13 protein-coding genes and 2 tRNA genes are annotated in these 11,539 nt (G+C 74.6%); 9 read left to right on the top strand and 6 right to left on the bottom strand.

Annotated elements, in window-relative coordinates; translation table 11 throughout:
• Window positions 1–154: 154 nt before the first annotated feature.
• The 5 genes from ACFWEK_RS12030 to ACFWEK_RS12050 are packed head-to-tail and all read right to left on the bottom strand — an operon-like array spanning window position 155 to window position 5,846.
• On the bottom strand, window positions 155–577 hold the full coding sequence (locus tag ACFWEK_RS12030) for a single-stranded DNA-binding protein (protein ID WP_430554198.1): 423 nt from the start codon (window positions 575–577) through the stop codon (window positions 155–157).
• Window positions 578–625: 48 nt separating this feature from the next.
• Window positions 626–2,215, bottom strand: coding sequence for a GTPase (locus ACFWEK_RS12035; protein ID WP_430554199.1), 1,590 nt, complete (start codon window positions 2,213–2,215; stop codon window positions 626–628).
• On the bottom strand, window positions 2,212–3,876 hold the full coding sequence (locus tag ACFWEK_RS12040) for a GTPase (RefSeq protein ID WP_430546930.1): 1,665 nt from the start codon (window positions 3,874–3,876) through the stop codon (window positions 2,212–2,214). Before ACFWEK_RS12040 ends, ACFWEK_RS12035 begins: the two co-directional genes overlap by 4 nt.
• 60 nt (window positions 3,877–3,936) lie before the next feature.
• Entirely contained in the window at window positions 3,937–4,812 is an 876-nt protein-coding gene (locus ACFWEK_RS12045; RefSeq protein WP_430554200.1) for an NAD(P)-dependent oxidoreductase, read from the bottom strand.
• On the bottom strand, window positions 4,809–5,846 hold the full coding sequence (locus ACFWEK_RS12050; protein ID WP_430554201.1) for an NAD(P)-dependent oxidoreductase: 1,038 nt from the start codon (window positions 5,844–5,846) through the stop codon (window positions 4,809–4,811). Before ACFWEK_RS12050 ends, ACFWEK_RS12045 begins: the two co-directional genes overlap by 4 nt.
• Here ACFWEK_RS12050 and ACFWEK_RS12055 point away from each other — a divergent pair.
• The gene (locus ACFWEK_RS12055; RefSeq protein ID WP_430554202.1) at window positions 5,845–6,225 is read left to right on the top strand and encodes a winged helix-turn-helix transcriptional regulator; all 381 of its coding nucleotides are present in this window, start codon (window positions 5,845–5,847) and stop codon (window positions 6,223–6,225) included. The genes ACFWEK_RS12050 and ACFWEK_RS12055 overlap by 2 nt on opposite strands.
• A gap of 13 nt (window positions 6,226–6,238) precedes the next feature.
• Here the strand turns inward: ACFWEK_RS12055 and ACFWEK_RS12060 are convergent.
• Window positions 6,239–6,311 (bottom strand) — tRNA-Arg (locus ACFWEK_RS12060).
• 223 nt (window positions 6,312–6,534) lie between these two features.
• On the opposite strand from ACFWEK_RS12060, the gene ACFWEK_RS12065 reads away from it, so the two are divergent.
• From ACFWEK_RS12065 to ACFWEK_RS12100, 8 genes are all read left to right on the top strand, one after another.
• Window positions 6,535–6,714 carry a hypothetical protein gene (locus ACFWEK_RS12065; RefSeq protein WP_430546926.1) on the top strand — a complete coding sequence of 60 codons (180 nt, stop codon included), beginning with the start codon at window positions 6,535–6,537 and terminating at the stop codon, window positions 6,712–6,714.
• A 165-nt stretch (window positions 6,715–6,879) separates the two neighbouring features.
• Window positions 6,880–7,518, top strand: a complete 639-nt coding sequence (gene orn / locus ACFWEK_RS12070; protein ID WP_430546925.1) for an oligoribonuclease — start codon at window positions 6,880–6,882, stop codon at window positions 7,516–7,518.
• 71 nt (window positions 7,519–7,589) lie between these two features.
• Window positions 7,590–7,665: transfer RNA gene (locus ACFWEK_RS12075), tRNA-His, on the top strand.
• A 101-nt stretch (window positions 7,666–7,766) separates the two neighbouring features.
• Complete coding sequence (locus ACFWEK_RS12080; protein WP_430546924.1) at window positions 7,767–8,162, top strand: DUF1801 domain-containing protein; 396 nt, start codon at window positions 7,767–7,769, stop codon at window positions 8,160–8,162.
• Window positions 8,163–8,241: 79 nt separating this feature from the next.
• A complete protein-coding gene (locus ACFWEK_RS12085) occupies window positions 8,242–9,555 on the top strand; it encodes an MFS transporter (RefSeq protein ID WP_430554203.1) in 1,314 nt (437 codons plus the stop codon).
• A gap of 104 nt (window positions 9,556–9,659) precedes the next feature.
• Window positions 9,660–10,481: an ABC transporter ATP-binding protein gene (locus ACFWEK_RS12090; RefSeq protein WP_430546922.1), complete on the top strand. Its 822-nt coding sequence runs from the start codon at window positions 9,660–9,662 to the stop codon at window positions 10,479–10,481.
• Window positions 10,478–11,122, top strand: coding sequence for an ABC transporter permease (locus tag ACFWEK_RS12095; RefSeq protein ID WP_430546921.1), 645 nt, complete (start codon window positions 10,478–10,480; stop codon window positions 11,120–11,122). Before ACFWEK_RS12090 ends, ACFWEK_RS12095 begins: the two co-directional genes overlap by 4 nt.
• Window positions 11,119–11,539: ABC transporter permease subunit (locus ACFWEK_RS12100; protein WP_430554204.1), on the top strand; the 421-nt coding region annotated here is incomplete at its 3' end. The genes ACFWEK_RS12095 and ACFWEK_RS12100, both read left to right, overlap by 4 nt.

The raw sequence follows: 11,539 nt of genomic DNA on the forward strand, positions 1-11,539 counted from the left end.
TACATGGAGTAGATGAACTCAGCCACTGGCTCTGCTTCCACCGTTCGATCGCGCGGCGAACCCGAGGGATCGGGTCCGAGAGGTTCGAGGCTCCAGCGGGCAGGCTGGAGGACCGGCATGGCGGCCGGTCCACCAGCCTACGCGACCTCGGGCCTCACACGCCGACCGGCACCGGCTCGGGCTCGGGCTCCGGCAGGTCCTCGGCGTCCGCCCGGTCGACCACGCGCGTGAACCGCGCCAGCCCGCGGGTGACGTCCGGGCCCACGCCGTGCGCGTCGATCACGAGCTGCCAGCGGTCCTTGCCCTCCTTGTCGGTCCACTCCTCCGTGGACAGCCTGCCGGTGACGACCACGGGGTCGCCCTGCGCCAGCGACTCCGCCACGTGGCGGGCGCCGGTACGGAAGGACTTCACCGTGAACCACAGCGTCTGGCCGTCGGACCACTCGCCGCTGCGGGGGTCGCGCAGCCGCCGCGTGCTCGCCACGCGGAACGTGGTCCACTCGACGCCGCCGTCGGACCGGTGCAGCGTCGGCTTCGTCCCGACGAACCCGTTCACCGTGATGCTGACCTCGTTCATGCGCTCCTCCTGGGTCCGCCGCCGGCAGGCGCCGGCGGGCCCCCAGGATCAGTCGCCCGAGGCCCGGTGCGCCCCCGTCTTCGGCGTGGCTGTGGACGACGGCGTCAGCTCGGAGCCTGTGGGCAGCCTCAGGGACCCGGTGAGCGGCAGCGACGTCGGGAGCTCGGTCGCCGCCTGCGCCAGCTCGCGCACGCGCCGGTGCTCGTGGAGCAACTTCTGCGTCGGCTCGCCGAGCCCCTCGGACAGCACCCGCTCGAGCGCCGCCCGGCCCGCGGACGCCACGGCCTGCTCGCGCCTGCGTGCCAGCGCCCTCCGCGAGGCCGTGCCCGCGAGTGCCACCACCACGGCGGCCACGGCCGCGACGCCGGCCAGCGCCAGCACGACGGCCGGCCAGGGCGAGGCGACGTCGAGCACGCCCGTGAGGGCGAGGACCCCCACGACCGCCGCCACCACCGCGACGGCGCCGAGCACCCATGCCGTGCGGCGCAGCGTCCGGGCCGCCGACGGCCCCCGCGTGTCGAGCGCGATGCCGCGCAGCGCGCCCGCCACCGACGTGCGCAGCTGGTCCGCTCCCGCCACCGACGACGCGAGCGAGCGCTGCCACCCCGGCCGCAACGAGGCGCCCGCGCGGGTCAGCCAGCGGGCCCGCGAGAGCGCGACGGCGTCGCGGTCCGGCGGCGGCACCTCGGGCCGCCCGTAGCCGTTGCGCACCGCGTTGCCCACCTGGCTCGCGACCGCGTCGAGCCCGGTCGCGGTCACCAGGGCGTCCAGCTCACGCTCGACCGCGGGCCCCATCTGCCACGGCACCTCCGCCGGCGTCTGGGCCAGCAGCAGCCGCGCCGCGACGTCCAGCTCGGCGGCCGCGCGGCCCGCCGCGACCGACCGTCGCGCGCACGCCTCCTCCAGCAGCCCGCGGACCCGGTCGATCCCCTCGCCCGTCTTCGCGGACACCCCCTGCACGTACACGCCGGTCAGGCCGTCGTCCTCGAGCAGTCGCGCCAGGTCGGCCAGCAGGTTCTCCCGCTGCGCGTCCGGCACGGTGTCCACCTGGTTGAGCAGCACCACCATCGACGACTCGGAGCCCACGGACTCGCGCAGGTACCCCGAGTGCAGGGCGTCGTCCGCGTACTTCTGCGGGTCCACGACCCAGACCAGCAGGTCCACGAGCGGCAGCACGCGGTCCACGACCTCGCGGTGCGCCGGCTCGACGGAGTCGTGGTCCGGCAGGTCGAGCAGCACCAGCCCGGCGAGCTTCTCCTCGTCCTCGCCGTCGAGCTCGCCGCCCTGGGTGATGCGGCGCTCGCGGTCCACGCCCACCCAGTCGAGCAGCGACTCCGCGTCGTCCGACCACGAGCAGGCCGTCACGCGCGCCGTCGTCGGCCGCTTCACGCCGACGTCGGCGAAGCTCAGCCGCGACACCTTGTTGAACAGGCTGGACTTGCCCGAACCCGTGCCCCCGGCGAACGCCACCACCGTGTGGTCGACGCCGAGCGCGAGCCGCTCCCGCACCCCCTCGACCGCGGCCGACACGCGCTGCGACGTGGCGTCGTCGAGCCGGGGCCCGGCGATCTCGAGCGCCTGCGCGAGGTCCTCGGTGCGGGCGCGCAGCGTCGCGTCGTGGGACGGGCTCTCGGTCATGTCAGCCTCCTGAGCTCGGCGAGCCGGACGCGCAGCCCCGCGGCCGCGTCGTCGGCGGGTTCGGACGGACCGAGGTCGTCCAGCACGGCCTGCACCTCGGCGTCGACGACGGCGGCCGCGCGGTCACCGAGGTCGTCGCGCAGGGTCGCGACGGGCGCCGCGGCCAGGTCCCCCAGGACGCGCTCCAGCAGGCGGTCGGCGTCGCCGCTGCCCGCGGCGGAGGCGAGGAACAGCGTGGCGAGCCCGCGCGCCCCGAACGCCTTGACGGCGGCCTCGACGCGGGCGCCCGACGCGGCGTCGCCGGTGAGCTCCCCGACGAGGGCGTCGGCCCGGTCGGCCCACTGCGCCACCCGCCCCGGCACGTCGGCCTCGCGCGCCGCGGTGCGGGCCGCGCCGTCGGGCGCGACGGCCTCGCCGCCGGCGGGCGCGCCCGGCCCGGCGAGGACGGCGCGCAGCCGCTCCTCGACCCGGGCCCCCGACGCCGCCAGGGTGCGCGACGCGGCGTCGACGACGTCGGACCGGAGCCCCTCCAGCGCGGCCTCGCGCGCGCGGCCGGCGCGGCGCGTGCTGCGCGCGCGGTCGCCGCGGACCTTGACGCGGTCGACTCCGACGGCGCCGGACAGCTCCCGCCACCGCGCCTCGACCGACGCCCCGGCGACGACCCCGGCCGCGACCGCGTCGCGGGCGAGCTGCTCCGCCGCAGGGATCTCCTCCGTGACCCGGCGGCGCAGCACGTGCACGGCCTCCTGCTGCGCGTCGATCGCGTCCGCGAGCGACGTGACCCAGCCGGGCAGCGCGCCCAGCGCGCCCTTGAGGGTGCGCACGACGACGGCCCGCGAGCGGTCCGGCCCGGCCAGCATCGTCAGCCAGCGCCGCACCGGCTGCACGACCGACGGGTCGAGCAGGCCCTCGTGCGGGCCGACGTCGGGGACCACGAACAGCGGGACGTCGGTCATGCCGTGCTCGCGCAGGCGCTGCAGCAGGTCGCCGCGGACCGTCGTCAGCGTCTCCTTCGGCACCCGGTTGAGCACCATCGCCACCGACGCCCCGCGCTCCGTGGCGCGGGCCAGCGCCTGCCACGGCAGCGCGTCGCCGTAGCGTGCGGCCGTGGTGACGAAGAGCCACAGGTCGGCGGCCTCGAGCAGCTGCTGCGCGGTCGAACGGTTCTGCTGCACGAACGAGTCGAGGTCCGGCGCGTCCAGCAGGGCCGTCCCGCGCGGCACGCCCTCGTGCTGCACCACGCGCGACAGCTCCGTGACGGGCCCGGCCGCCATGACGTCGGCGTCGGCCGGGTGGTGGGCGAGGACCGGCTCGCGCGTGGTGGGGCGCAGGACGCCCGCCTCGGAGACGGCCTCCCCCAGCAGCGAGTTGTACAGCGTGGACTTGCCCGCGCCGGTCGAGCCCGCGACGACGACGACGGCCGGCGACGACAGCTCCTTGAGGCGCGGCAGCAGGTGCTCGTCGAGCTGGGCGAGCAACCGGTCGCGGGACGCCGCGGCATCCTCGGCCCCGTCGATCGGGAGGGGGAGCTCGACCGCCGCGACGTCGCGACGCAGGTCGCGGGCGACGTCGTGGACGGTGACGCCGATCTCCTCGCCCGCCCCGGCGTCCTTCCTGCTCGCGGCGCGGCGCGAGGCACGGGTCTCCAGGGAAGGTGTCACGGGCACATCCTTCCCGTTGGCGCGTTCCGTGCCAAACGCGCGCGCCGGTCGCCCGCGGGTTCAGCGGCGGCGCAGGCTCTCGTAGATGCGCGCGAAGCCGTCCGCCCCGTGCCCGGCGTCCACCTGGCGCCGACGCAGCGCCTCCACCATGGCGATCGGCGCCGGGTCCACGCCCTGCTCCTCGCTCGCGCGCACCAGGTGCCCGAGGTCGGACCAGTCCAGGCTCTGCACCGGGTCGGAGTAGTCGCCGCGGTCGACCGCCTCGGCGTCGAGCACGAAGTACTCGGTCATCGCCGCGAGGAACGGCGCCGCCCGCCGCGCGTAGCTCCCGGCGTCGACACCGTCGGCTCCCACCATCGCGGCGCCGTGCAGGAACGCCATGAACATCACGTACATCCCCGAGAGCATCGCGAGGTCCAGCAGCGACGCCCGGCCCGGGTCCGCGTCCTCGAACGTGCTGCCGGCCCACCGGTCCAGCACGGCCCGGGTCTCGTCGAACACGCCCTCGTCGCCGCTGTAGAGGATCGTGGCTCCCGGCGCGCCGATCATCGGCGGGGTCGCCATGATCGCGCCGTCGAGGTACCGCACCCCGCGCTCCTCCGCCCAGGCGGCGAGCTCGCGGGCCTCGGACGGCGTGGTGGTGGTGAGGTTGACGACGGCGCGGCCCCGCAGGTCCGCGGCGAGCGGGTCGAGGGCCTCGTGGACCGACGCGTGGTCGTCCAGGCACACGACGACGGTCGGCGCCGCGAGCACGGCGCCCCGGGCGCTCGCGGCCCGTCGGGCGCCGCGCGCCACCAGGTCGACGTCGCGGCCGGGGGTGCGGTTCCAGACCGCGACGTCGTGGCCGACGTCCAGCAGCGCGCCGGCCAGCGCCCGCCCCATCTCGCCCAGCCCGAGCAGGGCGACCTCGGCGCCCCCGGGCGTCCCGGCGCTCATCGCGGGTCCCGGATGCCGTCGACGATGCGCGTCCAGCCGTCGCCGCCGTGGCCGGCGTCGATCGCCCGGCGGTAGTGCTCCCGCACCGCGCGCGGCAGGCCGACGTCGATCCCGGCCGCCGCGCTGGCGGCGACCAGGTGGTCGGCGGTGGCGCCCATCATGGTCGCCGTGCTCAGGTCGCCGGGGTGCCGCCCCGCGTCGATCTGCTCGCCGACGCCCTCCGGCGTGCCGTCCCCGGCCGCGAGCATCGCGGGGATGTCCGCGAGCGTGGTCAGCGCCTCGGGAAGGAAGTCGCGCGCCGGGATACCGGCGCTCCCCACGAGGGCGGTCGCGTGCATCAGGGCGGACAGCCCGGTGAGGAAGACGTCGAGCTGCGCCTGGTACATGAGCTGCGCCAGGCCGGGGTCCGCGCCGACGTAGCGGGGCTCCCCGATCAGCGCGAGGACGTCGCGGTGCCGCTCGAGCAACTCCTGCGGACCGCTGTAGTAGACGTAGGCGTCCGGCGTGCCGACCGTCGGTGCCGGGCTCATCACGCCGCCGGTGAGGAAGCCGGCGCCGTGCGCCGACGCCCACGCCGCGGCCTCGCGGGTGCGGTCCGGGGTGTCCGAGCTGAGGTTGACCAGCGTGCGTCCGTCGAGCGCGTCGGTCGCGCCGTCGAGGATCCCGTCCATGGCGGCGTAGTCGGTGAGGCTGAGGATGACCAGGTCCGCCGCCTCGAGCGCCGCGCGCGGGTTCGCGGCGAGGACGGCGCCGTCCGCCACCACGCCGTCGGCACGCGACGGCGTGCGGTTCCAGACGGTGACCGGGCGGCCTCCGGCCAGCAGGCTGCGGACCATCGCCTGGCCCATCGGGCCGAGGCCGATCACGGTGACCGGTGCGTGCTGTGCAGTCATGCGCGGTGCTCCTCTGGTGCGTCGTGCCTTGTGGTGATGCCGCTGTGCCTCCATGCTCTGGGGGTACGGAGACGCTGAGAAGTACGCACTCATAACTGCGGTACTTACCTTGAGGGAAGTACCCCGACCGAGGAGCACCATGACCGTCAGCACCCGGCGCGGCCCCTACGTCTGCGGCATCGACGCCGCGCTCGACGTCGTCAGCGGCAAGTGGAAGGGCCTCATCCTCTGGGAGCTCGAGGAGCACGGCGTGCGCCGGTTCGCCGAGCTGCGCCGCGGCCTGCCGGGCGTGAGCGAGAAGATGCTCACCCAGCACCTGCGGGAGATGGAGGCCGACGCCCTCGTGGTGCGCACCGTCTACGCCGAGGTGCCGCCCCGCGTCGAGTACGCCCTCACCGAGCACGGCCGCGCGCTCAACGACGCCCTCGCCCCTCTCGGCGTGTGGGGCTCCGAGCGGATCCGTCGCGAGGGCCGCGAGCTGGTCGACCACGCCGACGCGGCGGCGATGCCCCGGCCCTGAAGACGATCGAAGGTGCCCCCAGCAGGACTCGAACCTGCAACCTACGGATTAGAAGGCCGTTGCTCTATCCATTGAGCTATGGAGGCGCGGGGCTCATCGTATCCGCCCGGCCGCACACACCTCAGATGCCAGCGGCCGCTGCCCAGCACGCTCTCGACCTCGCAACCTGGGAAAAAACCGTGCGCCGGCCGACACCGTCCCGGCAGACTCGTCCATGCACCGCGGTGACGCGCGGCCGGTCCTACACCGGTCGCACGGGTGGTCCCTGGCCCGGACCGACGACCCCACGTCACGAAGGACACCATCACCATGTTTCCCCCGGAGAACCTGCTTCTCGTGCAGGTCATCCAGCGCGAGCGCCTCGAGGAGGCCGAGCGCGAACGTACCGTCCACCGACTGCAGCAGCAGCGCAAGCTGCGCCGGCAGCCGCACGCCCGTCGACAGCGCACCAGCGTCGCCCGCTGGCTGTTCGACTGGCTGACCGCATGACACCCGCCGGGCGAGCGCCCGCCGGGTACCGACCCGGCGACGACACCGCCACGAGGGCCCCGCGGCCCGGACCGTTCCCCGAACGTTCCGGAGCAGCGGGGCCCTCGTCATGTCCCCGCCCGTTCCCCGGGCCGCTCCTGGTCACGCGGACCGTAGGCTGACCCCGTGAGCCCCGCGAACCCGAACGAACGCATCGTGTGGATCGACTGCGAGATGACCGGCCTGGACCTGCGCGCGGACGCGCTGGTCGAGGTCGCCGCCGTGGTCACGGACTCCGAGCTGAACGTGCTCGGCGAGGGGGTGGACGTGGTCATCGCGCCTCCCGCGGAAGCGGTCGAGCAGATGAACGACTTCGTCCGCGACATGCACACCACGTCCGGCCTCATCGAGGAGCTCTCCGGCGGCATGACCCTCGCCGACGCCGAGCACGCCGTGCTCGACTACGTGCGCGAGTGGGTGCCCGACCCGGGCAAGGCACCGCTGGCCGGCAACTCCGTCGGCACGGACAAGATGTTCCTCGACCGCGACATGCCCGAACTGGTGGGGCACCTGCACTACCGGATCGTCGACGTGTCGTCGATCAAGGAGCTCGCCCGGCGCTGGTACCCGCGCGTGTACTTCGCCTCGCCCAAGAAGGACGGCGGCCACCGCGCGCTCGCGGACATCCTGGAGAGCATCGACGAGCTCCGCTACTACCGCGAGGCGCTGTTCGTGCCCCAGCCGGGGCCCGACACGAAGACGGCGCGCGCGGTCGCCGAGCGCGTCAGCGAGACGTCGGTCACCCGGCACCGCACGGAGGCCTGAACCGCCCCGCGGAGCATGTACACTTTTCGACGGCCCGGTGCTTCGGCATCTGTCGCAGTCACAGGGCCGTGGTGGCTATAGCTCAGTCGGTAGAGCGCCTGGTTGTGGTCCAGGAGGTCGCCGGTTCAAGCCCGGTTAGCCACCCCACCACGAGAGGCCCCGCAGCGTCCGGTCGGACGCGGCGGGGCCTCTCGTCGTCCCGGGCGAGGATCCGGCGTGCGCGGAGCCCGGACGCTAGCGTCGGCGTCATGGGCGAGGACGGGCGGGACGACCAGGGCGACGTCGCCGCCGTGCTCGACGGCCTCGCTCCCCCGGTGCGCGCCGTCACGGAGCGGCTCCGCGCCCTCGTGGCGGAGGTGCTGCCCGACGCCGTCGAGGAGCCGGACCCGTCCGCCCGCCTTCTCGGGTACACCTACCGGCCCGGCACGTACGTGGGGTTGGTCGCGGCGGTGGCGCCCTACCGGCGGCACGTGAACCTCGTGCTCGCCCGCGGCGCCGCGCTCGTCGACGACGACCCGCACGGGCTGCTGGAGGGCGCGGGCCGACGGGCGCGGCACGTCGCGTTCCGCACGGAGGAGGACGTCGACCGGCCCGGCGTCCGCGAGCTCCTGCTCGCCGCGGCGCGGCGCACCCCGCGCCCCTGACCGCGGCGGCGCCATCCCGGTATACCATCGTCGCGGCCGCGGGAGCGGTCCCCCGCGACCCGAAGGAGACACCGCCGCCGTGGCACGACAGGCCGCCCTCGCCCGACCGGGCGGACCCTCCGGCGCGTTCTCCTCCCTGCGGGGCAACCGCCCCTTCCAGCTCCTGTGGGCGTCGAACCTCTTCTTCTTCGGCGGCGTCTGGACGCAGACCCTGGTACTCGGCTGGCTCGCCTTCGAGCTCACCGGGTCCGAGCTCCTCGTCGCGGTCTACACGGCGGCACGCCTGGCGCCCATGCTGCTCGGCCCCGTCGCGGGGGCGCTCGCCGACCGCTACGACCGCATCCGGCTCCTGCTCGTCGCCTGCGCCTGGGCCACCGGCGCCGTGGCCGTGGTCGCCGCCCTCGCGACCGCCGACCTGCTGCCGTACTGGGCGCTCGTCGCGGGAGGCTTCGCCATCGGCATCGCGCAGTCCCCCTCCCAGCCGGCCAGGATGTCGCTGGTCCTCGACCTCGTGGGCCGCGAGAACCTCTCGAACGCGAACGCGCTGAACTCGATGGCGATGAACATGACGCAGGTGATCGGGCCGGCGCTGGGGGGCGGCATGATCGCCGCGATCGGCGCGCCCGCGGCCCTGTGGGTCTCGACCGCCTGGTACGTGGCGTCCCTGCTGCTCCTGCTGCCGCTGCGGCGCCTGCGCACGCGCACCGGCCCGGGCGGCCACGCCTCGATCTCGGTGCTCGCCATGGTGGCGGGCGGCTTCCGCGCCCTCGCCGGGAACCGGCTCGCCGTCGCCGTCCTGCTGGTCACCCTGGCCGCGAACATCTTCCTGTGGCCGGTGTTCCAGTCGTTCATGCCGGTCTTCGCCGCCGAGTCGTTCGGGCTGGACGCCGCAGGCCTGGGTGCGCTGCTGACGTGCGCCGGCGTGGGCGGCCTCGTGGGCTCGCTCGTCATCGCCGCGCTGGGCGACTTCCGGTCCAAGGGCGCGCTGTTCGTCCTCGGCACGACCGTGTGGGGGCTGGCCTGGGCGGCGTTCTCGCTGGCCGCCTCGCCCGGCCCCGCGTTCGTGCTCATGGGCGTCATCGGGCTGGCCAGCGCGGCGTTCGGCGTGCTGCAGACCACCCTGCTGCTCATGGTCACCGAGCCCGCGGTGCACGGTCGCGCGCTCGGCCTGCAGGAGCTCGTCATCGGCGTCATGCCCGCCGCGACGCTCGTGATCGGCGCCGTCGCCGAGCGCGTCGGCGTGCCGCACACCGCGCTCGGCGCCAGCCTGGCGTTGGTCGCCTGTCTGGTCGTCCTCATGGTCGCCGTCCCCGCCCTGCTGCGTCTCGGCCGGGCGGGGGACGTCGTCGAGACCGCGCCCGAGACGACCGAAAGGCCCCGATCCGCGACATGACCGGCCCGCTCCCTCGCGTCGAGGGCGGGGATGTGGTCGGCTAGGGCGTCGGAGCACGTCGGCCCGCGTCCGTGCTCCTCCGAACCAGGACGGAGGCGCCGCCCATGATCGAGTTCCGGTCGGTCACCAAGACGTACCCCGACGGCACGGTGGCGGTCGCGGACTTCGACCTCGTGGTGCCGCCGCACCGCACGACGGTGCTCGTCGGCTCGTCCGGCAGCGGCAAGACGACTCTGCTGCGCATGATCAACCGGATGGTGGACCCCACCGCGGGGACGGTCGCGATCGACGGCACCTCGGTACTCGACCGCGACCCGGTGAAGCTGCGGCGCAGCATCGGGTACGTGCTGCAGAACGGCGGTCTGCTCCCCCACCACCGGGTGCTCGACAACGTCATGACGGTGCTGCGCCTGGAGGGCACGCCGAAGGCCCGGGCCCGGGACCGGGCCCTGGAGGTGCTCGACGTGGTCGGCCTCGACCGCTCGCTCGCCGAGCGGTACCCGAGCCAGCTCTCGGGCGGTCAGCAGCAGCGCGTGGGCGTGGCGCGCGCCCTCGCGGCCGACCCCAACATCCTGCTCATGGACGAGCCGTTCGGCGCCGTCGACCCCATCGTGCGCGCGGAGCTGCAGACCGAGACCCTGCGCCTGCAGCAGGAGCTGAACAAGACGATCGTCTTCGTCACCCACGACATCGACGAGGCGTTCCTGCTGGGCGACCAGGTCGTCATCCTCGAGACCGGGGCCCAGGTCGCCCAGGCGGGCAGCCCGAGCGAGATCATCGAGGCGCCCGCAAGCGACTTCGTCGCCAGCTTCATCGGCGTCGAGCGCGGGACGCGGGCGCTGCACACGAAGGAGACCGACCGCGGCACGGTGCTCGTCGACACCACCGGCCGCACCCAGGGCGTGCTGGTGGAGGACGCCCCGTGACCTGGGTCGCCGACAACCTCGACCTCATCGGTCGGCTCACCGTCGAGCACCTGCGCCAGAGCGCCCTGCCGATCCTGCTGGGGCTCCTGGTCTCGATCCCGGCGGGCTGGCTCGCGTTCCGCTTCCGCCTCACCCGCGGGCTGGTGCTCACGCTGGTCGGGCTGCTGTACACGATCCCGTCGCTCGCCCTGTTCGCGCTGCTGCCGCCTCTGCTCGGCATCAGCTTCCTGTCCGAGGTCAACCTGATCATCGCCCTGACGATCTACGCGATCGCGATCATGACCCGCTTCGTCGCCGACGCCCTCGCCTCCGTCGAGCCCACCGTGCGACAGGCGGCCGTCGCCGTCGGCTACGGCCCCTGGCGCCGCTTCTGGCAGGTCGACCTGCCGCTGGCCGGGCCCGTCGTGCTCGCCGGGCTGCGGGTCACGGCGGTGTCGACGATCTCCCTGGCCACCGTCGGCATCCTCATCGGCATCGACAACCTCGGCTACCTGTTCACGAACGGGTACCAGCGCCAGATCGTCGCCGAGATCCTCGCGGGCGTCGTCGCGGTGGTGGTCGTGGCCCTGCTCGTCGACTGGCTCCTGGTGCTGCTCGGGCGGGTCCTGCTGCCCTGGACGCGACGGAGGGCGGCCGCATGAACCTTTTCGGGGACGCCATCGCGTGGATCTTCTCCCCCGACCGCGCGTCCGGGGCGCTGCCGCTCTCCGAGGCGATCGGCACGCACCTGGCCTTCACGTTCGTCTCCGTGCTCCTGGCCGCGCTGCTCGCCGTGCCCGCCGGCTGGCTCATCGGCCACACGGGTCGCGGCCGCGAGGTCGCGGTCGCCCTGTCCGGCGCCGCCCGCGCCGTGCCGTCGTTCGGGTTGGTGCTGCTGCTCGTGCTGGTCCTCGGGGTCACGCACAAGGTCGCGGCGTCGACGACGGCGTTCGTGCTGCTGGCGATCCCACCGATCTTGGCCGGCGCCTACGCCGGCATCGAGGCCGTCGACCGGCGCGTCGTCGACGGCGCGCGCGCGGTCGGCATGACCTCCGGGCAGGTGCTCCGCACCGTCGAGG

The sequence above is a fragment of the Isoptericola sp. NPDC060257 genome, from assembly GCF_042726645.1.
GTDB classification, from domain to species: Bacteria; Actinomycetota; Actinomycetes; order Actinomycetales; family Cellulomonadaceae; genus Isoptericola; species Isoptericola nanjingensis.

Coding starts and splice junctions, on each gene's coding strand:
- ACFWEK_RS12090 (WP_430546922.1), top strand. CDS start 9,660: ATGATCGAGTTCCGGTCGGTCACCAAGACGTACCCCGACGGCACGGTG.
- ACFWEK_RS12065 (WP_430546926.1), top strand. CDS start 6,535: ATGTTTCCCCCGGAGAACCTGCTTCTCGTGCAGGTCATCCAGCGCGAG.
- ACFWEK_RS12030 (WP_430554198.1), bottom strand. CDS start 577: ATGAACGAGGTCAGCATCACGGTGAACGGGTTCGTCGGGACGAAGCCG.
- ACFWEK_RS12055 (WP_430554202.1), top strand. CDS start 5,845: ATGACCGTCAGCACCCGGCGCGGCCCCTACGTCTGCGGCATCGACGCC.
- ACFWEK_RS12050 (WP_430554201.1), bottom strand. CDS start 5,846: ATGGTGCTCCTCGGTCGGGGTACTTCCCTCAAGGTAAGTACCGCAGTT.
- ACFWEK_RS12045 (WP_430554200.1), bottom strand. CDS start 4,812: ATGAGCGCCGGGACGCCCGGGGGCGCCGAGGTCGCCCTGCTCGGGCTG.
- ACFWEK_RS12035 (WP_430554199.1), bottom strand. CDS start 2,215: ATGACCGAGAGCCCGTCCCACGACGCGACGCTGCGCGCCCGCACCGAG.
- ACFWEK_RS12080 (WP_430546924.1), top strand. CDS start 7,767: ATGGGCGAGGACGGGCGGGACGACCAGGGCGACGTCGCCGCCGTGCTC.